Origin of the sequence: Massilia sp. Leaf139 (assembly GCF_001424165.1) — a bacterium.
In the GTDB taxonomy this organism is placed as follows: domain Bacteria; phylum Pseudomonadota; class Gammaproteobacteria; order Burkholderiales; family Burkholderiaceae_D; genus Telluria.
In genome coordinates, this window is sequence record NZ_LMOJ01000012.1 from 276,290 (window position 1) to 301,718 (window position 25,429).

Genomic DNA, 25,429 nt, shown 5'->3' on the forward strand with positions numbered 1-25,429 from the left:
CCCTTGAACCCGTCATTGATGCCATTGGCATCAATGACCCCGTACGTTACACAACGGTTCCATGAACTTGCAACGGACGGTGGTGCACCGTAGGGCGGGCATGCCCGCGTAACGGCGCTTGAACACCTGCTACGTCTGCGCCCACTCCTGCTGCATCTGCTTCACGTACGACGCCGGCGCGCTCTTCAATTCGTCGAAGGACACGATCTCGTACGCATCCGGCCGCGCCAGCAAAGCGCGCAGCAAGTCGTTGTTCAGCGCATGTCCCGACTTGTGCGCCTCGTAGGCCGCCAGCAGCGGATGCCCCACCAGGTACAAGTCGCCGATCGCATCGAGAATCTTGTGGCGCACGAATTCGTCGTCGTAGCGCAGGCCGTCCGCGTTGAGGATGCGGTATTCGTCCATCACGATCGCGTTTTCCAGCGAGCCGCCACGGGCCAGGCCCATGCCGCGCAGGCTCTCGACGTCCTGCATGAAGCCGAAGGTGCGCGCCCGCGCCACGTCGTGCACGTAGGACACCTGGGCGAAATCGACCGTGGCGTTCTGCATGGTGCCGTCCACCGCCGGGTGGTTGAATTCGATGAAGAAGTCGAGCTTGAAGCCGTCGTGGGGTTTGAGTTTCGCCCACTTCTCGTTGTTGCCCGTGCCCTGGCGTACTTCCACTTCCTTCAGCACGCGGATAAATTTCTTCGGCGCGGGCTGGTCCTGCACGCCCGCCTGCTGCAGCAGGAACACGAAGGACGAGGCCGACCCGTCCATGATCGGAATCTCTTCGGCCGTGACTTCGATGTACAGGTTGTCGATGCCCAGGCCGGCGCAGGCCGACATCAGGTGTTCGACGGTGGAGACGCGCGCGCCGCCCTTGATCAGCACCGAGGCCATGCGCGTGTCGCCGACCACGTCGGCGCTGGACGGGAATTCGACCACCGGGTCGAGGTCGACGCGGCGGAACACGATGCCCGTGTCCGGTGCGGCCGGGCGCAGCGTCAGTTCGACCTTGCGGCCCGAGTGCAGCCCGACGCCGGTCGTGCGCACCAGTTCTTTGATGGTTCGTTGTTTGAGCATGGCGCGATTATATCTGCGCTTGAAAATCGGTGCCGGGCTCTAGCCTCGACTTATTGAAATGTCAAGGGTGTTCGGATTCAGCGTGGACTTTCTCATGGCGCACGAGATAAATCCCGCTGCCGATAATGATCGCCGCCCCGATCAGCGTGTACTTATCCGGCAGTGCCTGCCACAGCAGCCAGTCGATCGCCACGCCCCAGGCCAGCGCCGAATACTCGAAGGGCGCCACCACCGAGGCTTCCCCATGGCTGAAGGCTTCGGTAATGGCCAGCTGGCCGAAGAAGCCGGAAATCGCCAGGCCCACCAGCAGCCAGACGTGGGCCGGATCCAGCGCCACCCAGTTGGGCGCGGCCAGCGTGGTCGCGCCGATCGCCATCAGCAGCATCAGCCAGAACATCATCTGGCGCGTGCTGTCCGTACGCGCCTGTACCCGCGCGGCAATCGCCGACACGGCATAGCAGACGGCCGAGGCCAGGATCGCCAGCCCGCCCAGGGTCAGCATGCCCTCGCCTTCCGGACGCAGCACGACCAGCACCCCGCCCAGTCCGACGACGATCGCGATCCAGCGCGCCAGGTTGACGGTCTCTTTTAAAAAGAACACCGACATCGCCGTGATCAGGGCCGGCGCGATGAAGAAGATCGAATAGGCTTCGGCGAGACTGAGCTGCTTCAGTCCATACGCGAACAGCGCCAGCATGCCGATGCCGAGCGCGCCGCGCAGCAGGTGCAGGCCCGGCTTCACCTGCAGCATGGTGCCGAAACCGCCGCGCCAGGCGACATAGGCGCACACCAAGGGCAGCGAAGAGAGCGCGCGCAGGGACGCCACCTGCATCGCCGGATAGTGCGCGGCGAGCAGCTTCATGGCCGTGTCCATCAGGGAGAACATGAGGACGGCGATCAGCATCGCGTAGATGCTGCGCAGGTTGCCGGAGCGGGGATGGGCGTTATGCATGGCGACGGGAACAAAAACGGCGCCGTGGCGCCGTCGGGTAGAACGAGAAAGCGAAGATCAGCCCAGTTGCGACAGCATCGTTTCGGCGCTCGAGACGTCGAAACCGCCCTGCTCCACGTTCAGCTGGGTGACGACGCCGTCTTCGACGACCATCGAGTAGCGCTGCGAGCGCGTGCCCATGCCGTGCTTCGAGAAGTCGGCGTCCAGGCCCAGGGCTTTCGAGAAGGCGGCGTTCCCGTCGGCCATCATGCGCACGATGCCGGTCGACTTCTGGTCGCGGCCCCAGGCGCCCATGACGAAGGCGTCATTCACCGAGATGCACCAGATTTCGTCGACGCCCTTGGCCTTCAGCGCGTCGGCGTGCTGGACGTAACCCGGCACGTGCTTGGCCGAGCAGGTCGGCGTGAATGCGCCCGGCAGGCCGAAGATGGCGATCTTCTTGCCCTTCGCCAGTTCGCTCACCTGGAAGGTGTTCGGGCCGAGCGCGCAGCCTTCGGTTTCGGTCTCGATGAATTCGGCCAGGGTGCCTTCCGGCAGGCGGTCGCCAATCTTGATGGTCATGCAGTCTTCCTCTAGTGTTGTTTTGGAATCCCGCCAGTATGCCTGATGCGGCGCGCCCTTGCACGGGACGGCCAGGATGCTACTATTGCCGCCAGATAATTCACTCGCCACGAGATCACTGGAACCGACCATGCGCCATGCCGTGCTTGCCATTCTCGACGCGCGCACGATCCGCGCGGTCAACAGGCGCTCCCGCTACGCCGACGCCCTGCGCGACGTGCCGCCGGCGCTCCTTCCCTTCTGGCGCGAGACGGCGCCCGACGAATTCCCCGGCATCCCGCCCTACGCACGTTTCTATGCCCGCTCCCTCGAAGCCCTGCTGAGCTTTTTCGATTGCGCGTCACGCGCGCGCCGGCCCTGCGGCCTGCCATCGAGCGCGGCGGACTCCGTCTGGCATGCCTGGCTGCGGCTGGATCCCGACGGCCTCGAGCGATTCTGCCGGCACCATTTCGGGCGGACGATTGCGCATGTGGCCTCCGGCGACATGGCGGGACAGATGGGCGGCGCGCTTGCCGTCTGCCTGGTCGAAGCGCGCAAGCTCGATCGCCAGGCACCGGCGGCGTCCACCCTGCCCCGGCTGTTCGCACTCGACCGTGCGCTGCGCATGCCGCTCGGTTTCGGCTACACGCTTCAACAGGGCGCGGTGGCCTTTGCCCGGCTCGACAAGGCCGGCCTGCCGCAGGAGCCGGCCCGCCACGTCGACCAGCTGGCGCCGCACGGCCTGTTCGCCGCCGGCTTGATCAGCGAAGCGGAATACGAGCTCGGCTCGATCATGGCCGCGCGCCGGCGCGAGGATCCGGGCGCGCAGCCGGACGGAGCATGCGGCACCTTGGCGACGCAGGCTGGCGGCCGCTCCGCGGACTGCGCGGATGATGGCGCGAGCGGCGACAGTGGCGGCGCATCGGGCGATGGCGGCAGCTGCGGCGGAGGCTGCGGCGGCGACTAGGACAGTCGCCCCGCCCGCTTATTGCGTTGCTTATTGCGTTGCTTATTGCGCCGCCAGTGAGCGCCGATCGCGCTCCTGATCCTGCGCCCGCGCCAGCGCCGCGACGAAGCCGGCGTCCGGCACAGCGCAGGCCTTTGCCGTGCAGGCGCCGATGTCCTCGGCGATCCGGAAGCCCTCGCCCAGGCTGCTGGCATTGGTGCGCCCACCATGCCCGCGCGCCGCGCTGCGCAGCACCTGGCGCGAGGACGAATAGCTGCCGCCGCGCGTGATGAAATAGTCGCCCTCGGTTTCGCAGCCGCGCGTCCAGGCCGAACCGTCGATGGGTGCGCCTTCGTAGTCCGGGTGCTGGCAGTCGGCCACCCATTCGGCGACGTTGCCCATCACATCGTGCAGGCCGAAGGCGTTCGGCTGGTACATGCCGACCACGCTCGTGTACTCGGCGACGTCGTCGCAGTCGGTCACCAGCATGTCGAGGCCGAAGTCGCGCTTGGCGGCGGCCCGGAAGCGGCGATCCTTCATGTTCGCGACCTCGCACAGGCGCTCGGGCGCGTCGCCCGAGGGGTATTTGCTCGTGCTGCCGGCGCGCGCCGCGTATTCCCACTCGGCCTCGCTCGGCAACCGGAAGCGCCGGCCGGTCTGCTGCGACAGCCAGGCCACATAGGCGTTCGCGTCTTCCCAGGTCACGCACAGCGCCGGATGGAACTCGGTCGGGGCGTGCACGGGCGCGTCCCATGCGGTGTCGGCCAGCTTGATGCCTTCGGCCCTGTCGTACTGCCAGCACTGTGCCTGGGTCTTGTGGCCGGTCGCGGCGACGAACTGGCGGAACTGGCCGACTGTCGTCTCGTACTTCGCCATGCGGAAGGACGGCACCGTGACGGTGTGCACCGGCCTCTCTCCCGGATTATGGCTGCCGTCGCCGATGCGCGGCTCGCTGCTGCCCATCGCGAACGAACCGGCGGGAATGGTGACCATCGGCGGGACGATGGGTGCAGCGCCCGGCTTGGCGGCCTGCACGGCGAGTGCGGCGCATGCGAGGGACAGGAAAACGATGGCTTGCTTCATTCGGGGCTCCTTGCGTTGTCGTGGAGATCGGGGACGGCGATATGCCGTCCCTGCATGTCCACAGATTGACCGCAGGCCAGCCCGGCGGCGATTCCACTGCGACGGTTCGACAATGGCGCCGACGATTGGCAAGGAAGCGCGCTACATCGCCTGGAACAGCGGCACGTAGGCGCGGCTCACCGGCAGCTCGGCCGCATGGCCGCGCATACGCAGGAACAGGCGGCTGGCGTCGTCGCGGCGGGTGCCGGCCAGGTGGGCCAGGTTGACGATGGTGGAGCGGTGCACCTGCCAGAAGTGATCCGGGTCGAGCCGGGCGGCCAGCTCGGCCACCGGACTGCGGATCAGGTATTCGTCGCCCGCGGTGCGCACCACCGTGTACTTGTCGTCGGACTGAAAGAACAGGATCTCGTCGACGGCGATGTTGTGCACCATGCCGCCCTTCGCCGCGCGCACGTAACGCAGGCGCTCGCCCGCGGGCGCGGCCTGCTCGATCAGGCGGCGCATGGTCTGGGCCAGGGTCGCGTCGCCGGACGCGCTCGGGGCCGCCAGCGAACGCCGCACCCGCTCCAGGGTGCGCCCGAGACGGTCGGCGCGCAGCGGCTTGAGCAGGTAATCGAGGGCCGCGTGCTCGAAGGCCTCGATCGCATATTCGTCGTAGGCGGTGACGAACACGACCCGCGTCGCGCCTTCGATCCCCTGCGCCACCTCCAGGCCCGACAGGCCCGGCATGCGGATGTCGAGGAAGGCCAGCTCCGGTTCGAGTTCGGCGATGGCGGCGGCCGCCTCGATGCCGTTTGCGGCCACGCGCACGGTCTGGAGTTCGGGCCAGAGGCGCTCCAGCAGTTGTTTCAGATGCTGGGCAAGATGGGGTTCGTCGTCGGCGATGAGTGCACGTGTCATGGGTTGGCCCGATAAGGAAGTTCGATGCCGGCGCTGGCGCCGCCGCTGCCGGCGCCGGCCAGGGTCAGCCGGCCGCGTTCGCCGTAACGGTGCTGCAGGCGGGCGCGGATGTTCGCCAGCGCCATGCCGCTGCCGGCGCGCAGGGAGGGTTTCGATTCAGTATGCTCGTTGAACCCGAGCCCGTCGTCGTCGACGCGGATGCGCAGCCGGCCGTCCTCGACACAGGCGTGCACGCGCACGCAGCCGCCGTCGACCTTCGGCTCCAGCCCGTGGCGGATCGCGTTCTCGACCAGGGGCTGCAACAGCAGCGGCGGCAGCCGCGCGGCGCGTGCCTCCTTGTCCGCCTCCACCGAAAAGCGCAGGCGCGCGCCCATGCGGATCTGCAGCAGGCGCAGGTAGTTGGCGGCCATGTCGAGTTCCGCGCCCAGCGTGGTCTCGGCCGCGCGCAATTGCGTCAGCCCGGCGCGCAGGTGATCCGAAAAGGCTTCGAGCATCGCGCGCGCACGGTCGGTGTCGGTTTCGAGCAGGCTCTCGATATTGGCCAGGGTGTTGAACAGGAAGTGCGGCTCGATCTGCGCGTGCAGCAGGCGCAGCTGCGCTTCGGCGGCCTGGGCCTGCAAGGCATAGCGCTGCAGGCGCACGCGCCAGACGAGGGCGCCGACCACCGCCAGGAACGGCAGGAATTGCAGGAAGCGCAGTTGCCGCCCCAGTACCGAGGACGTGAACAGCTCGCTCTCCGGATAGACCCAGGCCAGCACCAGGCTGCCGAGCAGGTTGCCGGTCATGATGCCGGCGACGAGCAGCAGGCTGACCAGCCCCGCCGAGCGCCAGTCGCGCACCGGCGACAGCATCGCCAGGCGCGCCTCGGGCAGACACCATTCGGCCAGGCGCACCAGCGCCAGGATCGACAGCGCGATGACCTGGAACAGCAGCAGCACGCCGATCGCCAGGCGCCGCAGGAAGGCCGGATCGGGCACCTGCACCGCCACCACCCCGGACATGCCCAGCAGGCACAGCGCGCCCCAGGCGAGCAGGGCCAGCAGGCTGGCGATCAGCACCCGCGCCCACGCCGGCCCGTCATGGTGCTTGCGCAACGTCCAGAAGGAACGCCAGGAGGAGAAGACGGCGGAAGTGATCAACATCGTCTCAGTTTACGTGAGGGCGCGCGGCAAAAGCCGGGCATATAAAAAACCGGGTTCGGAGCCTGCGCCCCGAACCCGGTTTCTATTCAAGCTTCGAGAAGCTTAGTCGGCCTGCTTGCGCAGAAAGGCCGGAATGTCGTAGGTCTCGACGCCATTGCGCTGCATTGCCTGCACCTGTTCCGATGCCTGCTCACGGCGCCACACGGCCGGCTGCTTCATGCCGACGTCGCCGGCGGAAGCGTGGCCCATGTGGACGCCGGCGGTCACGGCCGCGGTGCCCGACATCATCGGCGCATTGTAGGTACCGGTGCGCAGCACCTGCTGCGGCTGCACCAGCTGCATCTTCTGCGCCTTGCCCAGGCCGGTCGCAACGACGGTCACGCGGATCTCGTCGCCCATCTCGTCGTCGTAGGCGATGCCCTGTGCGATCGACGCGTCGGCGGCGGCGAAGGCGCGCACGGCGGCCATGACTTCCTTGATCTCGCGGCCCTTCAGGCCGCGGCTGGCGGTGACGTTGACCAGCACGCCCTTGGCGCCCGACAGGTCGATACCGTCCAGCAGCGGCGAAGCGACGGCCTGCTCGGCGGCGATGCGCGCGCGGTCGACGCCGGAAGCGGTGGCGGTGCCCATCATGGCCTTGCCCTGCTCGCTCATGATGGTCTTCACGTCGTTGAAGTCGACGTTGATGTGACCCGGCACGTTGATGATCTCGGCGATACCGGCGACGGCGTTGTTCAGGACGTCGTCGGCGTGCTTCATCCAGTCGAGCATCGATTCGTCTTCGTAGATCTCTTCCAGCTTTTCGTTCAGGATGATGATCAGCGAGTCGACGTGCTTCGACAGCTCTTCCAGGCCCGCTTCGGCCACGTCCATGCACTTCTTGCCTTCGTACGAGAACGGCTTGGAGACCACGGCCACGGTCAGCGCGCCCATCGTCTTGGCCACTTCGGCCACGATCGGTGCGGCGCCGGTGCCGGTGCCGCCGCCCATGCCGGCGGCGATGAAGACCATGTGCGCGCCGCGCAGCGAATCCTCGATGCGCGAGCGGGTCTGTTCGGCCAGCTGGCGGCCGACTTCAGGACGCATGCCTGCACCCAGGCCGGACTCGCCGATCTGGATGATGTTGTTCGCACTCGAAACGGCGAGCGCCTGGGCATCGGTGTTGGCGGCGATGAACTCGACGCCCGACACACCTTTGTTGATCATGTGCTGCACGGCGTTACCGCCTGCACCACCCACGCCGACGACCTTGATCACCGTTCCCAGTGCTGCGTTATCGACCATATCGAACTCCATGATGTGACTCCTAATTTTCAAAGTGCTATATCCATGCACCAAACCTCATAAGGGTATCAGGCCTAGCGCATGGATACTGCTAAGTATTATAAAAAATATGTGTTTTGTATCGAATCAAAGACGCTTCTTGAACACGCCTGCATTACCGCTTAGAAACTGTTTAGAAATTACCCAAGAACCATTCCTTCATGCGCTGCCAGACCGCCTTCACCGAGCTGTCCTGACGCGTCACGGTGTAGCCGCGCATGTACTGCTTTTTCGCTTCCATCAACAGTCCCAGCACCGTCGCGTAGCGCGGGCTGCGCACCACGTCGGCCAGCTGGCCGCGGTAGTCCGGCGTGCCCAGGCGCGTCGGTTTCAGGAACATGTCTTCGGCCATCTCGATCATCCCCGGCATCATCGAGGTGCCGCCGGTGAGCACCACGCCCGAGGACAGCACGTCTTCGTAGCCGGACTCGCGTAGCACCTGGTGCACCATGGCGAACAGCTCTTCGACGCGCGGCTCGATGACGGCGGCCAGCGCCTGGCGCGAGAGCGCGCGCGGGCCGCGGTCGCCCAGGCCCGGCACCTCGAGCGTTTCGCCCGGATCGGCCATCACCTGCTTGGCCACGCCGTAGCGCAGCTTGATTTCCTCGGCCTCGCCGGTCGGCGTGCGCAGCGCCATCGCAATGTCGCTGGTGATCTGGTCGCCGGCGATCGGGATCACGGCCGTGTGGCGGATCGCGCCTTCGGAATACACCGCGATGTCGGTGGTGCCGCCGCCGATGTCGATGATGACGACGCCGAGCTCCTTCTCGTCGACCGTCAGCACGGCGTCGGCCGAGGCCATCGGCTGCAGGATCAGGTCGGACACTTCCAGGCCGCAGCGGCGCACGCACTTGACGATGTTCTGCACCGCCGACACCGCGCCGGTGACGATGTGCACCTTCACCTCGAGGCGGATGCCGCTCATGCCGATCGGCTCGCGCACGTCTTCCTGGCTGTCGACGATGAATTCCTGCGGCACCGTGTGCAGCAGCTGCTGGTCGGTCGGGATGTTGACGGCCTTGGCCGTCTCGATCACGCGCGCGACGTCGGTCGGCGTGACTTCCTTGTCCTTGATCGCCACCATGCCGCGCGAGTTGAACGAACGGATATGGCTGCCGGCGATGCCCGCGTAGACATTGCGGATCTTGCAGTCGGCCATGAGCTCGGCCTCCTCGAGCGCACGCTGGATCGATTCGACGGTGGCCTCGATGTTGACCACGACGCCCTTCTTCAATCCCTTCGACTCGTGCTGACCGAGGCCGATGACCTCGTGGCGTCCGTCGGACATCACTTCGGCCACCACCGCCACCACCTTCGAGGTGCCGATGTCGAGGCCGACGATCAGGTTTTTCGCGTCTTTTGTCATTGCTCGCCTGCTTAGATGTTCTTTGTTGTCTTGTTAGTCGGAGTTTTTGTTTTCTTCTTCGCCGCGGCCTTCACAGGCTTGGTGGCATCCGCCGGCACCGTCAGCGCCGCGGAAGACAGCGCCAGCCCGTTCGGATAGCGCATGTCGATCGTATCGATGCGGCCTTCCTGCAGCCGGGCGACCAGCTGCGGGTAGACCCCGACCAGGCGCTGCACGCGCGCCTTGACGGTGTTCTTGTCCTGCTCGCGGCCGAGCTCCACGCTCATGCCGTTGTCCAGCCTGACCGTCCATGCGTAACGCGAAGACAGCGACAGCTGTTGCGGCACCAGTTTCACCGGCGCGAACCACGAACGCAGTTCCGAGAAGCGCGCCAGCACGTCCTTCTCGCTGCCGGCCGGCCCCACGAAAGCAGGCAGCTCGTGGTCGTCGTCGGCCTCGGCGAGGTTGGCGGTGAAGACATCGCCCTTCACCGACAGCAGGCGTCCCTCGCCCCAGGTACCGAGCGCCTCGTGCTCTTCCACTTCCACGATCAGGCCGTTGGGCCACTCGCGCCTGACCGTTGCGCGGCGCACCCAGGGCACGGCCTCGAAGGTGCTGCGCACCTGCTCCAGGTCGGTCGTGAAGAAGTTGCCGCGGATTTTCCCCAACACGCTGTTGCGCACCGTCAGTTCGTTCACGTGCTTGAGGTCGAGCCGATACATGCTTTCGACCCGTACCTCGCGCAAGGTGAACATCGGACGCTGCGACAGCCACCACACGCCGCTCGCGATACCGGCGAGCAGCGTCGCCGCCAGCAGCGTGCTGGCGGTGGCGTTGAGGGCGCGTACGTCATGCCACATACATTCAGCCTTGTGCCTTCACCATCTTGCAGCGCGCCGAACGCAGGATCTCGATGCACAGGTCTTCATAACCGATGCCGACCGCGCGCGCCGCCATCGGCACCAGCGAGTGGCCCGTCATGCCCGGCGAGGTGTTCACCTCGAGCAGGAAGGGGCGCATGTCGCTCTCGCGCACCAGCACGTCGACCCGGCCCCAGCCCTCGCAGCCGAGCGCGCGGTAGGCGTCCACGGCGTGCTTCTGGATCTCGGCCGTCAGTTCGGCCGGCAGGTCTGCCGGGCAGTGGTACTGGGTGTCGTCCGTAAAATACTTGTTCTGGTAGTCGTAATTGCCTTCGGGCGCGACGATCTCGACGATCGGCAGCGCGCGCGCATGCTTGCCGCTGCCGAGCACGGCGACGGTAAACTCGCGGCCGGTGACGAATTCCTCGGCCAGCACAATCTCGTCGAAGCCCGTCGCCAGCGCGACGGCAGCCTCGAATTCCTCGGCCTTCTCCACCTTGGTGATGCCGATGGTCGAGCCTTCGAGCGGCGGCTTGACGATCAGCGGCAGGCCGAGGTCGGCCACGATGGCGTCGAGGTCGTCGCCCGGCACCACGGTGGCGTAGCGCGGGGTCGGGATGTTTTTCGACAGCCAGATGATCTTGGTCGTGATCTTGTCCATGCCGACCGACGAGGCCATGACGCCGCTGCCGGTGTAGGGAATGCCCAGCTGTTCGAGCGCGCCCTGCAGACTGCCGTCCTCGCCGTAGCGGCCGTGCAGCGCGATGAAGACGCAGTCGAATTTTTCCGCGGCCAGTTCGGCCAGCGTGCGCTCGGCCGGATCGAAGCCATGGGCGTCGATGCCGCGGCTTTGCAGCGCCTGCAGCACGCCGGTGCCGGACATGATGGACACGTCGCGCTCGGCCGAACGGCCGCCGAACAGGACGCCGACCTTGCCGAAATTGGTAACGATGTTGGTATTTGCGTCGCTCACGATGCAGCCTTTTGAGTGGTGAGTTGCTCGGTTAATTGCGCCGGGATGCCGCTGATCGAGCCCGCGCCCATGGTCAGCACGACGTCCCCGTCGCGTACCGCCTGGAGGATCGCGGCCGGCATCTCGGCAATCGTTTCCACGAAAATCGGTTCGATCTTGCCGCCGGCGCGCAGCGAGCGCGCCAGCGCACGGCCGTCGGCCGCGACGATCGGCGCTTCGCCAGCCGGATACACGTCCGCCAGCAACAGCACGTCCGGCGTCGACAGCACCTTGACGAAGTCCTCGAACAGGTCGCGCGTGCGGCTGTAGCGGTGCGGCTGGAAGGCCAGCACCAGACGCCGGCCCGGGTAGGCGGCGCGCGCGGCAGCCAGGGTCACCTCGGTCTCGACCGGGTGGTGGCCGAAATCGTCGACCAGGGTGAAGCTGCCGCCCCCCTCCAGCTTCACTTCGCCATAGCGCGTGAAGCGGCGGCCGACGCCACGGAATTCCAGCAGGCCCTGGGCGGTGGCAGCGTCGTCGATGCCGATCTCGCGCGCGATCGCAATGGCCGAGCAGGCGTTGAGGACGTTGTGCATGCCCGGCTGGTTCAGCACGAATTTGGTGTCCGGGTAGCCGTCCTGGCGCACCGTGAAATGCATGTGCACGCCGTCGGCATAGGCGTCGAGCGCGCGCACTTGCGCGTCTTCCGCGAAGCCGTAGGTCGTCACCGGCTTGGTCACCTGCGGCAGGATCGAGCGCACGTGCTTATCGTCGATGCACATCATCACGCGGCCGTAGAACGGCAGGCGGTGGGTGAAGTTGACGAACGCGGCCTTCAGCTTCTCGAAGTCGTGCTCGTAGGTTTCCATGTGGTCGGCGTCGATGTTCGTGATCACTTCGATCATCGGCGTCAGGTTCAGGAAGGAGGCGTCCGATTCGTCGGCCTCGGCCACGATGTAGTCGCCGGTGCCGAGCTTGGCGTTCGCGCCGGCGCTGTTCAGGCGTCCGCCGATCACAAAAGTAGGATCGAGGCCGCCCTGGGCCAGCACCGAGGCGACCAGGCTGGTCGTCGTCGTCTTGCCGTGGGTGCCGGCAATGGCGATGCCGCGCTTCAGGCGCATCAGTTCGCCCAGCATGATCGCGCGCGGCACCACCGGGATCTGGGCGCTGCGCGCGGCCATGACTTCCGGATTGGTCTCAACGACGGCGGTCGAGGTGACCACCGCATCGGCGCCGAGGATGTTGTCGGCCGCGTGGCCGAGATAGACGCGCGCACCCAGATCCTTCAGGCGGTTGCTGGCCGCATTGCTGCCCAGATCCGAGCCCGACACTTTATAACCGAGGTTGAGCAGCACTTCGGCAATGCCGCTCATGCCGCTGCCACCGATGCCGACGAAGTGAATGTGTTTGATCTTGTGTTTCATTGTTCTTCTTTGTCTTATTTGTTCTTGTTGGCCAGCTGTTCCAGCACGTCTGCAATCGCTTCATTCGCATTGCGCTTCCCCACGGCGTGCGCCGCCTCGGCCATCGCCAGGCAATCGGCGCGGCTCGTCGACATCAACAGTTGCGCCACGCGCTCGGCCGACAGCTCGCCCTGCGCCAGGTGAACCGCCGCTTTCTGCCCCGCCATCCAGACCGCGTTGTCGCGCTGGTGGCTGGTGGTGCTGGCCACGAAGGGCACCAGCACGCTGGCCACGCCCGCCGCCGTCAATTCCGACACGGTGATGGCGCCGGCGCGGCAGATCACGAGATCGGCCTGCGCGTACGCGGCCGCCATGTCGTCGATGAAGTCGACCACGTCCGCTTCCACGCCTGCCTGTTTGTATGCCGCGCGCAGCGCGTCGATGTTCTTCTTGCCCGACTGGTGGGTTACGAGCGGACGCACATTCGCGTCGATGCGCGCCAGCGCGGCCGGCACGCTGTCGTTCAGCACCTTGGCGCCCAGGCTGCCGCCCACGACCAGCACGCGCAGCGGGCCGCTGCGCCCGAGGAAACGCGCGGCGGGCGCCGGCAGGTCGAGGATCGCCTGGCGCACCGGGTTGCCGGTGACGACCGCCTTGCCCGCGGCATTGCCGAAGTCGGCCGGGAAGCCGAACAGCACGCGGCTGGCGAGCGGGGTCAGGGTCTTGTTCGACAGCAGCAGGGCCGCGTCGGCATTCACCAGCGCCAGCGGAATGCCGCGCGTGCGCGCCATCAGGCCGCCCGGCACCGTCACGTAGCCGCCCATGCCGAGCACGACGTCGGGCTTGCGCTGGCCGAGATAACGCAGGCAGGCGCCGAAACTGGCGGCCATCTTGAAGGCGCCCGTCACCGTGTGCTTGATGCCCTTGCCGCGCAGGCCGGCGAAGTCGATGGTGTCCATCTCGATGCCGTGCTTCGGCACGAACTCGCGTTCCATTCCGTGCGCGGTGCCGAGCCAGGTGACGCTCCAGCCGCGCGCGCGCATGGTCTGGGCGATGGCCACGCCGGGGAAGATGTGGCCGCCGGTGCCGGCGGCCATGATCATCAAGCGTTTCACAGGCTTATTCATAGCCGCCCTCCTCGCATCAAGACCCGATTCTCGTAGTCGATGCGCAGCAGGATCGCCAGGCCCACGCAGTTGATGACGACGCCCGAACCGCCATAGCTCATCAGCGGCAAGGTCAGGCCTTTCGTCGGCAGCAGGCCCAGGTTCACGCCCATGTTGATGAAGGTCTGCACGCCGATCCAGATGCCGATGCCCTTCGCGGTCAGGCCGGCGAAGAACTGGTCGAGCGCGATGGCCTGGCGGCCGATGTCGAAGGCGCGCTTTACCAGCCAGTAGAACATCGCCAGCGTGACCAGCACGCCGACCAAGCCGAGTTCCTCGCCGATCACGGCCATGATGAAGTCGGTATGCGCTTCCGGCAGGTAGTGCAGCTTCTCGACGCTGTTGCCGAGGCCGACGCCGCCGATCTCGCCGCGCCCGAAAGCGATCAAGGAATGGGTCAGCTGGTAGGCCTTGTCGAGTGCATTGTCTTCCTGCCACGGGTCGAGGTAGGCGAACATGCGCGCGCGGCGGAACGGCGACAGCGCGATGATCGACGTGAAGATCACGACCAGGATGGCGCCGATGCCGCCGAACCAGATCATGTTGAAGCCGCCCAGGAACAGGATGCCCATGGCGATGCAGACGATGACGCCGAAGGCGCCCAGATCCGGCTCGAGCAGGAGCAGCAGGCCGACCACGCCGATCGCGGCCGCCATCGGCATGAAACCCTTGGTCAGCTTGTGCATGTACTGCTGCTTGCGCACCGTGAAGTCGGCGGCGTAGAGCACGGCGACGATCTTCATCATCTCCGACGGCTGCAGGTTGAACACTTTCAGCGACAGCCAGCGCCGCGCGCCGTTCACCACCACGCCGACGCCGGGGATCAGCACCAGCATCAAGAGCACCAGGGTGGCCACGAACATCATCGGCGCCAGCTTCTGCAGCACGGCGACCGGGATGCGGAAGGTGATCCAGGCGGCGATGATCGCGGCCACGATGAAGAACATCTGGCGGTACAGGAAGTATTCGTGGCGCCCTTCCAGGTAGGCGAACTTGGGCGAGTCCGGCAGCGCGATCGAGGCGGAATACACCATCACCATCCCGAACAGCATCAGGATCAGGGTGATCCAGACCAGCGGCTGGTCGTAGTCCATCATCTTCGAGGGACGCGAACGCTCGGCGATGGCGGCATCGCTGCTCGAACCGGAGAACTTGAAGGGAAGCTGGAAGGCCATCAGATCTCCATTCCCTTGTCCAGTGCGATCTCGCGCACCGTATCGACGAACACCTGCGCGCGGTGCGCGTAGTTGGTGAACATGTCGAGGCTGGCGCAGGCCGGGGACAGCAGCACGCTGTCGCCCGCGCGCGCCAGGCCGGCGGCGCGGCGCACCGCCTGCGGCAGGTCGTCGAGGTCGAAGCACGGCACGCCGGACGGTTCCAGCGCGGCCTTGACCGCCGGCGCATCCTTCCCGATCAGCAGCACCGCGCGCACATAGCGCGACACCGGCTCGGCCAGCGGCGTGAAGTCCTGGCCCTTGCCGTCGCCGCCGGCGATCAGGAGGATTTGCTGGTCTTCGCCCGTGAAGGCTTTGCCGAGGCCGAGCAGCGCGGCGACGGTGGCGCCGACGTTCGTGCCCTTGCTGTCGTCGTAGTAATCGATGCCCTCGATGCTGCCGACCAGTTCCACGCGGTGCGGCTCGCCCGCGTATTCGCGCAGGCCGTGCAGCAGCGGCGCCAGCGGCAGGCCGGCGGCGCGGCACAGGGCCAGCGCGGCCAGCGCGTTCGACGCATTGTGCAGGCCGCGGATTTTCAGGGCGTCGGCCGGCATCAGACGGTTGACGATCACCTCGACCGGCTCGGCGACTTCGCCTTTCCTGAGTTTCTTTTCGCTCGCTTCGCCGGCGACGGCATTCGCCAGCCACAGCACGCCGCGTTCGTTGACGATGCCGAAGCTGCCCGCTTCCTGCGGTTCGCCTGTGCCGAAGCTCAGCTGCGGGATGCCGGGCGCCGCCATCCCCATGACGATGGCGTCGTCGCGGTTCAGCACGCGCGTCGTATCGGCCCCGAAGATGCGCGCCTTGTCCGCCGCGTAGGCGGCCATGTCGCCATGCCAGTCGAGGTGATCCTGGGTGATGTTGAGCACCGTGGCGGCATCGGCATTCAGGCTGAAGGTGGTGTGCAGCTGGAAGCTGGACAGTTCCAGCACCCAGGCCTGCGGCAGCTTGTCCTCATTAATGGCTTCGCGCAGCACGTCCAGTGCCGCCGGGCTGATGTTGCCGGCCACGCGCGTGTCGAAGCCGGCGCGGCGGCACAGCAGGCCGGTCAGGCTCGTCACCGTGGTCTTGCCGTTGGTGCCGGTGATCGCGATGACCTTCGGCGCATAGCCGCGCTCCGCCTTCAGGGCGGCCAGGGCTTGCGCGAACAGTTCGATCTCGCCCCAGACGGGGATGTTCTTGTCAAACGCGGCCGGCGCGATGGCGGCCAGTTCCTTGTTCGGCGCCAGGCCCGGGCTGACGGCCACGAAGTCGACGCCCTCGACCAGGCTGGCCGCGAATTCACCGGCGACGAATTCCGCGGAAGGTACCGCTTCGCGCAGCGCGGGCAGGCGCTGCGGCTGCGCGCGCGTATCGGCCACGCGCACGCGCGCACCGCAGCGGGCGAGCCATTGCGCCATCGCGAGCCCGGATTCGCCGAGCCCCAGTATTAGGGCGAGTTTGCCGTCGTAGTTCATCAGTGCAGCTTTAACGAAGTTTCAGTGTAGAGAGACCGACGAGGACGAGCACCATCGTCACGATCCAGAAGCGCACCACGACCTTGGTCTCCTTCCAGCCCTTCTGTTCGAAATGGTGGTGCAGCGGCGCCATCAGGAAGACGCGGCGGCCGGTGCCGTAGCGCTTCTTGGTGTACTTGAACCAGGTCACCTGGATGATCACCGACAGCGTTTCGGCCACGAACACGCCGCCCATGATGAACAGGACGATTTCCTGGCGCACGATGACGGCAATCGTCCCAAGCGCGCCGCCCAGCGCCAGCGCGCCGACGTCGCCCATGAACATCTGCGCCGGGTGCGCGTTATACCAGAGGAAGGCCAGGCCCGCGCCCGCCATCGCGCCGCAGAAGATCAGCAGCTCGCCGGCGCCCTCGATGTGCGGAATGAACAGGTATTTCGCATACGTGACGTTACCGGTGAGGTAAGCGAACAGGCCCAGCGCCCCGCCCACCATCACGGTCGGCATGATGGCCAGGCCGTCGAGGCCGTCGGTGAAATTGACCGCGTTCGAGGTGCCGACGATCACGCAATAGGTCAGCGCGATGAAGCCCCAGACGCCCAGCGGATAGCTGATGGTCTTGAAGAAGGGGACGATCAGGTCGGCCTTGGGCGGCAGGTCGAGCGAGAAGCCGGACTGCACCCAGGCCCAGAACAGCTGGGCCACGCCCCACGGGGTCTTCTCGGACACCGAAAACGCCAGATACAGCGAAGCGGCCAGGCCGACCAGCGACATCCAGAAGTATTTTTCGCGCGAGCGCATGCCTTCCGGATCCTGGTAGACCACCTTGCGGTAATCGTCCACCCAGCCGACGGCGCCGAAGCCTAGCGTGACGATCAGCACCGGCCAGATCAGGCGGTTCGACAGGTCGCACCACAGCAGCGTGGAAATCGCGATCGCGATCAGGATCAGCACGCCGCCCATGGTCGGGGTGCCGTGTTTCTTCAGGTGGGTCTGCGGGCCTTGCGTGCGCACCGCCTGCCCGACCTTCATCTCGGTCAGCTTGCGGATCACGGCCGGCCCGGTGATCAGGCCGAGCGCGATCGCGGTGATCGCGGCGAACACCGCACGGAAGGTGATGAAGTTAAAGACACGCATCGGACCGATATAGTCCTGCAGGTATTGTGCAAGCCAGAGAAGCATTAGTGGGCGTCCTTGCCAGTGTGTGTGGATCCGATCAGGTGATTGACGACGCGCTCCATCTTCATGAAGCGCGAGCCTTTCACCAACACAGTTGCATCAGAATTGCCGCCCAGTTGCTTGTCCAGTGCTGCCAAAACATCCTCAAACTGCTCAAAATGTCGGGTGCCATATGCGGCCATGTGCCGCGAAAGTTCCCCCGTCGCCAGCACCGTCTCGATGCCGCGGTTGTGCGCGTAAGCGCCGATCTCTTCGTGGAACTCGCGTCCCTGCGTGCCGACTTCGCCCATGTCGCCGACCACCAGGATGCGCGGCGCCGGATAGCTGGCCAGCACGTCGATCGCGGCGCGCATCGAATCCGGGTTCGCGTTGTAGGTGTCGTCGATGACGAGCGCCCCGTTGGCGGCCTGCTTGCGCTGCAGGCGGCCGCCCACCGGCGCAAAGGCTTCCAGGCCGCGCACGATCACGTCGTGCCCGATGCCGGCGGCCAGCGCGCAGGCGATCGCGGCCAGCGCGTTGCGCACATTGTGCTCGCCCGCGGCCGCCAGTGTCAGTTCAAACGTGGCGCCCGGCGCCGTTACTTTCAATTTGTTACCGAATCCGTTGCTGGCATAGGACGCGTGCACGTCGCAGGTGTCCAGCATGCCAAAGGTCAGGCTGCGGCAATGTGCGGCCAAGCCCTGCCAGAGCGCCGTATAGGTGTCGTCGCCCGGATAGACGGCCACGCCGTCGCCCGGCAGCGCGGCGAACACGGAGCCGTTTTCCTGCGCCACCGCTTCCACCGTGTGCATGAATTCCTGGTGCTCGCGCTGGGCGTTGTTGACCATGGCGACCGTCGGCTGCGCGATCGCGGCCAGGCGTGCGATCTCGCCCGGATGGTTCATGCCCAGTTCGACGACGGCGGCGCGGTGCGACGCTTCCAGGCGCATCAGCGTCAGCGGCACGCCGATCTCGTTGTTCAGGTTGCCCTGCGTGGCCAGGCGCGCCTGTTCGCCGAAGGCGGCGGCCAGAATGGACGCGATCATTTCCTTGACCGTCGTCTTGCCGTTGCTGCCGGTGACGCCGATCAGGGGAATCGCGTATTGGCGGCGCCAGTGGTTGGCGATCTGGCCGAGGGCCGTCAAGGTGTTCGGCACGAGGATGGCCGGCAGCGTCCAGCCTGCGGGCAGGCGCTCGGCGATGACCGCGGCGGCGCCGTTGGCGGCCACCTGCGGCAGGAAGTCGTGGGCGTCGTGGATGTCGCCGCGCAATGCGACGAACAGCGTGCCGGCATTCGCCGTACGGCTGTCGGTCGAGACCTTGTCGAAAGGCGCGTCAGCGGTGAGCTGCGCGCCGGGCATCGACGCAATCAAAGTTGCGAGCGTACCGCGCATGCTAGTGAGTCCTCATCATGGTGAGCCGCGCGCTCAAGGCCAGCGCGGCGTGGTCGGCGTCGGAAAACGGCAGCTTCTTGCCCTTGATTTCCTGGTAGGGCTCGTGGCCCTTCCCCGCCAGCAGGATCACGTCCTGCTTGTTAGCCTGCTTGACGGCGGCCAGGATCGCAGTGGCCCGATCCTCGATCGCCTGCACGCCTTCTTGATTCATGCCGGCCAGGATCTGGGCGATGATCGCGCCGGGTTCCTCGCTGCGCGGATTGTCGCTGGTGACGATGGCCTGGTCGGCCATCTGGGCGACGGCGCCCATCTGCGGACGCTTGCCCGGGTCGCGGTCGCCGCCGCAGCCGAACACGCACCACAGCTGGCCGCCGCGCTCGTTCGCCACCTGGCGCAGCGCCTGCAAGGTTTTTTCCAGCGCGTCCGGCGTGTGCGCGTAGTCGATCACGACCAGCGGTGCGTCCTGACCGCCGACCTGCTGCATGCGGCCCGGGGCCGGCAGCAGCGCTTCGATCGCCTCGACCGCACGCGGCAATTCGACACCCTTGGCCAGCAGCGCGCCCAGCACCGCCAGCGCATTGCTGATGTTGAAGTGGCCGACCAGCTGCGTCTTCACCAGCGCGCCGCCTTGCGGCGCCGTCAACTGGAATTCGCTGCCTTGCGGGCGGCTGCGTTTGTTCGAGGCGCGCAGGATAGCCACGCCTTCGATGGCCGGCTGCGCCGCCTCATCGTCCAGCGTGTAGCCGGTGATGGCGAGTTGGGGCCGGGTCGCGCGCAGGTGCGCCACCAGGCGCTGGCCGGCCGGATCGTCCAGATTGATCACGGCGGTTTGCAGGCCGGGCCATTCGAAGAGCTGGATCTTGGCCGCCTCGTAGGCTTCCATCGTGCCGTGGTAGTCGAGGTGGTCGCGCGTCAGGTTCGTAAAGATGGCGACGTCGAAATGCAGGCCGGCCAGGCGCCCTTCCACCAGGCCGATCGAGGACACTTCGATCGCCAGCGAACGCGCCCGCGCTTCGCGCACGGCGGACAGGCGGCTGGCGAGCAGCACGGCGTCCGGCGTGGTGTAGCCGGTGACGGCGAACTCGGGTTCGCTGCCTTTCCTGTACATGGCCACGCCCAGGGTGCCGATCACGGCGGCGGTCTCGCCCAGCTTGGCGAAGGCCTGGCCGAGCCAGACGGCGCAGGAAGTCTTGCCGTTGGTGCCGGTCACGCCGACGGTGAACATGTCGGCGTCGGGCTGGCCGAGGACGGCGTGCGCGATCAGGCCGGCCTGCGGTTTCAGGCCGGGCACGGCCAGGTGCGGCACGGCGAGCGCGTCGTCCCAGGCGAAATCGCGTTCCTCGAAGACGACGGCGGCGGCGCCATTGGCCACGGCCTGCGCGATGAAGCGGCGGCCGTCCGCGGTTTCGCCCGGATAGGCGAAGAACACGTCGCCCGGCGTCACCTGGCGCGAGTCGGAAACGAGTTTGCCGCCCGGTGCGGCGGCAACGATCCACTTGCAGATCTCGTTCATGCTAAGCGCCATCCACGCTCTCCTCGAGTGGCATTTCCGGAATGATGATGTCGGTGACCGACGAATCCGGTGGAATGTTGTCCGCCCTGAGCGCGCTCGCTGCCAGGTCGGCGAAAGTAGGCGCCGCAACGCCGCCGCCGGTGTGGACGGCCCCTTTCGGATCGTCGACCATCACGGCGATCACGAAGCGCGGCTTCGACATCGGCGCGATGCCGACAAAGGAACCGACATAGCTCGTATGCGAATAGCGGCCGTCGACGATCTTCTGCGCTGTGCCGGTCTTGCCGCCGACGCGGTAGCCGGCGACCTGGGCGCGCGAAGCCGTGCCTTCCGGGCTCACGACGGATTCGAGCATGGTGCGCACCTGGGCCGCGGTCTTCGGCGAGATGATCTGCTGGCCGACCGGCTCTTCGTTGAGCTTCACGAACGAGAGCGGGATCATGTCGCCATTGCGGGCGAAGACCATGTAGGAACGCGCCATCTGCAAGAGCGAGACCGAGAGGCCGTGGCCGAAGGACATGTTCGCGTATTCGACCGGACGCCAGGATTTCCATGGACGCACGCGGCCGGCGGCCGGGCCCGGGAAGCCGAAGCGCGGCGCCTGGCCGTAGCCGAGTTTGGTGTACAGCTCCCACATTTCCTGCGGCGGGATCATCTGAGAGATCTTGACCACACCGACGTTCGACGACTTCTGGATGATGCCGCTGGTGGTCAGCATCGGCTTTGGGTGCGAGTCGCGCATGGTGCGCCCGCCCACCGTGATGCGGCCGGAGCCGGTGTCGAACACGGTGTTCGGGGTGATGATCTTCTTTTCCAGGCCGAGCGCCACCGTGAACGGCTTGATGATCGAACCCGGCTCATAGGTGTCGGTGATGACGCGGTTGCGCAGCTGTTCGCCGGTGAGCTTCTTGCGGTCGTTCGGGTTGTAGGTCGGGTAGTTGGCCAGCGCCAGCACCTCGCCCGTGTGCACGTCGAGCACGACGGCGGCGCCGGCCTTGGCGTTGAACTTCTCGACCGCGTTCTTGATGCTGGTGAAGGCGATGTACTGGAGCTTGGAATCGACCGACAGGGTCAAATCCTTGCCGTCATGCGGCTCGCGCGACAGGCCCAGGTCTTCGACGATGCGGCCCAGGCGGTCCTTGATCACCTTGCGGCTGCCCGGCACGCCGACCAGCGACTTCTGCTGCGCCAGCTCCATGCCTTCCTGGCCCACGTCTTCGACGTTGGTGAAGCCGACCATGTGGGTCATGACTTCGCCCTGCGGGTAGAAGCGCTTGTATTCCTTGCGGGTGTCGAGGCCGCTGATTTTCAGCTTGTCGATCTTGGCGATGACGTCCATCTCGACCTGGCGCTTCAGGTAGACGAAGGTGCGGTCGGAATCGAGCTTCTTGCGCAGTTCGGATTCCGGCATCTCGAGCAGGCGCGCCAGTTCCGCCAGCTTTTCCGGCGGCGAGGCCAGCACGTCTTCGGGGATCGCCCACACGGCTTTCACCGGCAGCGAGGATGCCAGCACCTGGCCGTGGCGATCCATGATCTTGCCGCGCGTGGCAGGCAGTTCGAGCGTGCGCTCGTAGCGGCTCTTGCCCTGCTTTTGCAGGAACTGGGTCGACATGGCCTGCAGCCACAGTGCGCGCAGGCCGAGCGCGGCAAAGGCTGCGAACAGCACGAACAGCACGACGCGCGAGCGCCAGTCGGGCAGGCGCACGGCCAGCACCGGGCTCTTCGAGAAGGCCATGCCCTTGGCGGCGGCGACGCGCCCCGTGCGGCTGGACGTAAACGGCTTGTCGCGCTTCATTGCGCGCCCTCCGCCGTCAGGTACTGGGTGCGGGCCGGGGTCAGCGGAGTCATATTCAATTCGGTCCGGGCAATCTGTTCGATGCGTTCGCTTTTACCCAGCGTCGATTGGTCCAGCTGCAGCTGGGCCCAGTCGATGTCGAGCTGGCGTCCCGTCTGCTGCAGGCGCTCGAGCTCGATGAACAGGTGGCGCGCCTGGTAGCGCGCGTTCACGAGCGTCAGGCCGCAGGCGATCAGGCCGGCCGCCAGCACGATGTTGAGCTTGTTGCTCATTTCGCCGTGCCCTTCGCCACGTCGTCGAGGCGTTCGGCCACGCGCAGCACCGCCGAGCGGGCGCGCGGGTTGGCGTCGACTTCCGCATCGGACGGCTTGATCTTGGCGATCAGCTTCATCTGCGGCTGCGGCAGGTCGACGGCACGGATCGGCAGGCGGCGGTCCGGCTGCGCCACCTTGGCTTTGCTGGCCAGGAATTGCTTGACCATGCGGTCTTCGAGCGAGTGGAAGCTGATCACCGACATGCGCGCGCCTGGCGCGAGCATGGCGTAGGCAGCCGTCAGCCCTGCCTCGAGGTCCTCAAGCTCTTTATTGATGAAAATCCGGATAGCCTGAAAGGTACGGGTGGCCGGATCCTTGCCTTTTTCCCTAGTCTTGACCGCGTCTGCCACGATTGCGGCAAGCTGGCGTGTGCTTGAAATTGGCTCGATTGCCCGGCGAGCAACAACCGCCTTTGCAATCTGAAAAGCAAACCGTTCTTCCCCATAATCACGTATAACCTTTTCCAGTTGTTGTTCGGTCGCCGTGGCTACCCATTCGGCGGCCGAAAGTCCGCGTGTCGTGTCCATCCGCATGTCGAGCGGGCCGTCGTTGCGGAAGCTGAATCCGCGTGTGGCGTCGTCGACCTGGGGCGAAGAGATGCCCAGGTCGAGCAGGATGCCGTCCACCTGCGCCACGCCCCGGGCGGCCAAGGCCGAGCCCATGGTGGCGAAGCTGTCGTGGACGATCGAGAATCGTGGGTCGTGGATCTGCTCGGCGGTGGCGATCGCCATCGGATCCTTGTCGAAGGCGACCAGGCGGCCGTTCGGCCCCAGGCGCGACAGGATCAGGCGGCTGTGGCCGCCACGGCCGAACGTGCCGTCTATATAGATGCCGTCGGCGCGAACGCCGGCCAGGTCGAGCGCATCGACCGCTTCGTCAAGCAGCACCGTGCGATGCTGCAATTCGGGCACCGGAGTGGCAATCGTCATCCGTGCCTCAGAAAGAGAAATTGGAAAGTACATCGGGCATGCCGCCGGCGACGGCGGATGCTTCATCGGCGGCCAGCTTGGCGGCGTCCCAGATTTCGAAATGGGTGCCCATGCCAAGCATCATCACTTCTTTTTCCAGGCCGACGGCAGCGCGCAGTTCGGGCGAGATCAGGACGCGGCCGGCGCTGTCCATCTCGACATCGCAGGCGTTACCAAGGAAAATGCGCTGCCAGGCGCGCGCCGACATGGGCCAGGCGGCGATCTGGTCGCGGTGGGTTTCCCAGACGGGACGGGGGAAAAACAACAGGCAGCCGTGCGGGTGGCGGGTGAGCGTGAGGCGGCCTTCGCATTGCAGCGCGAGGGCGTCACGATGCTTTGCCGGAATCGACATCCGGCCCTTCGCATCGAGATTGATCGCTGACGCGCCTTGAAACACGTAAATACCTAGCTTGGAGAGTTTTCAGTTTAGTTGTTTTGCGCGCCGGGAGAATTCATTTTCTCCCACAAAACTGCACTTTTTCACACCGTTTCCCACTTTAGAGGAAGCGTTGTTACTGGTCAAGCGAATTCCGGTAGGAAAAATCCGGATTTTGTTAATGAAATGAAGGACTTAGCGCGTAACGCTCAAGCAGTGTCAAGACAAAATCTCTCGGAAAATTAAGCACTTAGCTTAAAGTGTGAAAGTCTTACCTCATCTAGACAGGTTGCTTACACCGTTGCTTTATAGAAAATTTTTCTGTAAAGACGGCTCTTCTCTTATGCGCAGCTACAACCCACACTGCACAGCAGGAAATTGCAGATTCATGCGGGAAGGATTAGGATTTCTCAGCGCCCGGCAGTTCGGCGAACCCGGGCGTTGATGTTGTCGTAATCGCAAGGAGATGAACTTGAGCCTCCACCTGAGCCTGACCATCGCCCGCACCCGCACCGTCTACGACCTGCTCGACGTCCAGGATGCCCTCGATCGCAGCCGCGGCCGCTCGCCCGAGCTCGAAGCCTTCTACGAACGCATGCTGGGGGCCGGGCCCGAACGTTTCGTCACCACCCCCGCCTCGACCGACGCACTTGATCCGCTGTTCGAGGAATGCCCGAATTTCGACAGCGTGCTGGACGACCTGGCGCGCTACCTGCGCCTGGCCCATGCCGGCAACAAGGGCTTCAATGTCATGCCGATCCTGCTGCTGGGCGGGCCGGGCGTGGGCAAGACCCATTTCGCCAAGCGCCTGGCGCGCGTGATGGGCACCGACTGCGAGCTGATCAGCATGAACGCGCTCTCGGCCGGCTTCGTCATCACCGGAAGCTCGGCCAGCTGGCGCGGCGCCAAATGCGGCAAGGTGGCCGAGCGCCTGGTGCGCGGCCAGTATGCCAATCCCGTCGTCGTGCTCGACGAAGTGGAAAAGGCAAGCGGCTCCTCGCAGTCCGATCCGCTGGCCGCCCTCTACCAGCTGCTGGAACCGGAAACGGCGCGCGCCTTCCGCGACGAGTTCATCGACGTCGAGATCGACGCCAGCCAGATCTTCTGGGTGCTGACGGCGAATTCGACCGAGGGCATCCCGGCGCCGCTGCTGAACCGGATGGCCGTCTACGAAGTGCCGGCGCCGACGCCCGAGCAGGCCGCCGGCATCGCCCAGCGCATGGTTGCGGCGCTGCTGGTGGAATTGAATTTGTCCGGCTTCGACGCGCGCCTGGCGGATGCGGTGCTCGACAAGCTGGCCGGTGTCGCCCCGCGCGACCTGCGCAAAGTCCTGCTCGACAGCCTGGGGTATGCGGTGGCCGATGGGCGCGGGCACGTGACGCCTGAAGACGTGCGGCTGCGGCCGCTGCCGGGGCGGGCGCGGATCGGGTTTTAGCCGCTGGGTGCGGGAGCGTTCATTGGTTCTCGGGCGGCGCGTATCACCGCGTGGGCGGCGCACGCTTTTCGCTGACGCTTTCTCCACGATGGAGCCGCCCACCCTACGCTTATCTCGATTCGAAAACCCC

General features: G+C 65.9%; 23 protein-coding genes. 2 read left to right on the plus strand and 21 right to left on the minus strand.

Features of this window, described 5'->3' with window-relative positions:
• Nucleotides 1-129: 129 nt before the first annotated feature.
• The 3 genes from lpxC to ASF77_RS09815 all read right to left on the minus strand — a co-directional run bounded on the left by lpxC (nucleotide 130) and on the right by ASF77_RS09815 (nucleotide 2,578).
• Nucleotides 130-1,065: a UDP-3-O-acyl-N-acetylglucosamine deacetylase gene (lpxC, locus tag ASF77_RS09805; protein WP_056338377.1), complete on the minus strand. Its 936-nt coding sequence runs from the start codon at nucleotides 1,063-1,065 to the stop codon at nucleotides 130-132.
• A gap of 61 nt (nucleotides 1,066-1,126) precedes the next feature.
• Entirely contained in the window at nucleotides 1,127-1,969 is an 843-nt protein-coding gene (locus ASF77_RS09810; RefSeq protein WP_056339024.1) for a DMT family transporter, read from the minus strand.
• A 105-nt stretch (nucleotides 1,970-2,074) separates the two neighbouring features.
• A complete protein-coding gene (locus tag ASF77_RS09815) occupies nucleotides 2,075-2,578 on the minus strand; it encodes a peroxiredoxin (RefSeq protein WP_056338379.1) in 504 nt (167 codons plus the stop codon).
• Nucleotides 2,579-2,708: 130 nt separating this feature from the next.
• Between ASF77_RS09815 and ASF77_RS09820 the strand changes: the two genes are divergently transcribed.
• A complete protein-coding gene (locus tag ASF77_RS09820; protein ID WP_056338382.1) occupies nucleotides 2,709-3,524 on the plus strand; it encodes a hypothetical protein in 816 nt (271 codons plus the stop codon).
• Between the two features lie 42 nt (nucleotides 3,525-3,566).
• Here ASF77_RS09820 and ASF77_RS09825 read toward each other — a convergent pair whose 3' ends face one another.
• The 18 genes from ASF77_RS09825 to mraZ all read right to left on the minus strand — a co-directional run bounded on the left by ASF77_RS09825 (nucleotide 3,567) and on the right by mraZ (nucleotide 23,885).
• Nucleotides 3,567-4,586, minus strand: coding sequence for a formylglycine-generating enzyme family protein (locus ASF77_RS09825; protein ID WP_056338385.1), 1,020 nt, complete (start codon nucleotides 4,584-4,586; stop codon nucleotides 3,567-3,569).
• A gap of 141 nt (nucleotides 4,587-4,727) precedes the next feature.
• Entirely contained in the window at nucleotides 4,728-5,486 is a 759-nt protein-coding gene (locus tag ASF77_RS09830; RefSeq protein ID WP_056338388.1) for a LytTR family DNA-binding domain-containing protein, read from the minus strand.
• Entirely contained in the window at nucleotides 5,483-6,628 is a 1,146-nt protein-coding gene (locus ASF77_RS09835; protein ID WP_056338391.1) for a sensor histidine kinase, read from the minus strand. The genes ASF77_RS09830 and ASF77_RS09835 overlap by 4 nt, the downstream gene beginning before the upstream one ends.
• A gap of 102 nt (nucleotides 6,629-6,730) precedes the next feature.
• Nucleotides 6,731-7,924: a cell division protein FtsZ gene (gene ftsZ / locus ASF77_RS09840; RefSeq protein WP_056338393.1), complete on the minus strand. Its 1,194-nt coding sequence runs from the start codon at nucleotides 7,922-7,924 to the stop codon at nucleotides 6,731-6,733.
• Nucleotides 7,925-8,084: 160 nt separating this feature from the next.
• A complete protein-coding gene (ftsA, locus tag ASF77_RS09845; RefSeq protein ID WP_056338397.1) occupies nucleotides 8,085-9,317 on the minus strand; it encodes a cell division protein FtsA in 1,233 nt (410 codons plus the stop codon).
• A gap of 11 nt (nucleotides 9,318-9,328) precedes the next feature.
• Nucleotides 9,329-10,156: a cell division protein FtsQ/DivIB gene (locus ASF77_RS09850; RefSeq protein ID WP_056338400.1), complete on the minus strand. Its 828-nt coding sequence runs from the start codon at nucleotides 10,154-10,156 to the stop codon at nucleotides 9,329-9,331.
• A gap of 4 nt (nucleotides 10,157-10,160) precedes the next feature.
• The gene (locus ASF77_RS09855) at nucleotides 10,161-11,129 is read right to left on the minus strand and encodes a D-alanine--D-alanine ligase (RefSeq protein WP_056338403.1); all 969 of its coding nucleotides are present in this window, start codon (nucleotides 11,127-11,129) and stop codon (nucleotides 10,161-10,163) included.
• Nucleotides 11,126-12,532 (minus strand): UDP-N-acetylmuramate--L-alanine ligase, encoded by a 1,407-nt coding sequence (gene murC, locus ASF77_RS09860; RefSeq protein ID WP_056338406.1) that lies wholly within the window; start codon nucleotides 12,530-12,532, stop codon nucleotides 11,126-11,128. Before murC ends, ASF77_RS09855 begins: the two co-directional genes overlap by 4 nt.
• 14 nt (nucleotides 12,533-12,546) lie before the next feature.
• Entirely contained in the window at nucleotides 12,547-13,638 is a 1,092-nt protein-coding gene (gene murG / locus ASF77_RS09865) for an undecaprenyldiphospho-muramoylpentapeptide beta-N-acetylglucosaminyltransferase (protein ID WP_056338409.1), read from the minus strand.
• Nucleotides 13,635-14,852: a putative lipid II flippase FtsW gene (gene ftsW, locus ASF77_RS09870; RefSeq protein ID WP_056338412.1), complete on the minus strand. Its 1,218-nt coding sequence runs from the start codon at nucleotides 14,850-14,852 to the stop codon at nucleotides 13,635-13,637. The genes murG and ftsW overlap by 4 nt, the downstream gene beginning before the upstream one ends.
• On the minus strand, nucleotides 14,852-16,348 hold the full coding sequence (gene murD / locus ASF77_RS09875) for a UDP-N-acetylmuramoyl-L-alanine--D-glutamate ligase (RefSeq protein ID WP_056338415.1): 1,497 nt from the start codon (nucleotides 16,346-16,348) through the stop codon (nucleotides 14,852-14,854). Before murD ends, ftsW begins: the two co-directional genes overlap by 1 nt.
• Before the next feature lie 10 nt (nucleotides 16,349-16,358).
• Nucleotides 16,359-17,528, minus strand: coding sequence for a phospho-N-acetylmuramoyl-pentapeptide-transferase (gene mraY / locus ASF77_RS09880; RefSeq protein WP_056338418.1), 1,170 nt, complete (start codon nucleotides 17,526-17,528; stop codon nucleotides 16,359-16,361).
• Entirely contained in the window at nucleotides 17,528-18,898 is a 1,371-nt protein-coding gene (gene murF, locus ASF77_RS09885; protein ID WP_056338421.1) for a UDP-N-acetylmuramoyl-tripeptide--D-alanyl-D-alanine ligase, read from the minus strand. Before murF ends, mraY begins: the two co-directional genes overlap by 1 nt.
• A 1-nt stretch (nucleotide 18,899) precedes the next feature.
• Nucleotides 18,900-20,411, minus strand: a complete 1,512-nt coding sequence (locus tag ASF77_RS09890; protein WP_373961827.1) for a UDP-N-acetylmuramoyl-L-alanyl-D-glutamate--2,6-diaminopimelate ligase — start codon at nucleotides 20,409-20,411, stop codon at nucleotides 18,900-18,902.
• Nucleotide 20,412: 1 nt separating this feature from the next.
• Nucleotides 20,413-22,206, minus strand: coding sequence for a penicillin-binding protein 2 (locus ASF77_RS09895; protein WP_056338427.1), 1,794 nt, complete (start codon nucleotides 22,204-22,206; stop codon nucleotides 20,413-20,415).
• Nucleotides 22,203-22,478: a cell division protein FtsL gene (gene ftsL / locus ASF77_RS09900; protein WP_056338431.1), complete on the minus strand. Its 276-nt coding sequence runs from the start codon at nucleotides 22,476-22,478 to the stop codon at nucleotides 22,203-22,205. The genes ASF77_RS09895 and ftsL overlap by 4 nt, the downstream gene beginning before the upstream one ends.
• Nucleotides 22,475-23,449 (minus strand): 16S rRNA (cytosine(1402)-N(4))-methyltransferase RsmH, encoded by a 975-nt coding sequence (gene rsmH, locus ASF77_RS09905; protein WP_056338434.1) that lies wholly within the window; start codon nucleotides 23,447-23,449, stop codon nucleotides 22,475-22,477. Before rsmH ends, ftsL begins: the two co-directional genes overlap by 4 nt.
• A gap of 7 nt (nucleotides 23,450-23,456) precedes the next feature.
• On the minus strand, nucleotides 23,457-23,885 hold the full coding sequence (gene mraZ / locus ASF77_RS09910; protein ID WP_056338436.1) for a division/cell wall cluster transcriptional repressor MraZ: 429 nt from the start codon (nucleotides 23,883-23,885) through the stop codon (nucleotides 23,457-23,459).
• A 451-nt stretch (nucleotides 23,886-24,336) separates the two neighbouring features.
• Here mraZ and ASF77_RS09915 point away from each other — a divergent pair, with 451 nt between their 5' ends.
• The gene (locus ASF77_RS09915) at nucleotides 24,337-25,299 is read left to right on the plus strand and encodes an AAA family ATPase (protein WP_229445355.1); all 963 of its coding nucleotides are present in this window, start codon (nucleotides 24,337-24,339) and stop codon (nucleotides 25,297-25,299) included.
• Nucleotides 25,300-25,429: the final 130 nt, after the last annotated feature.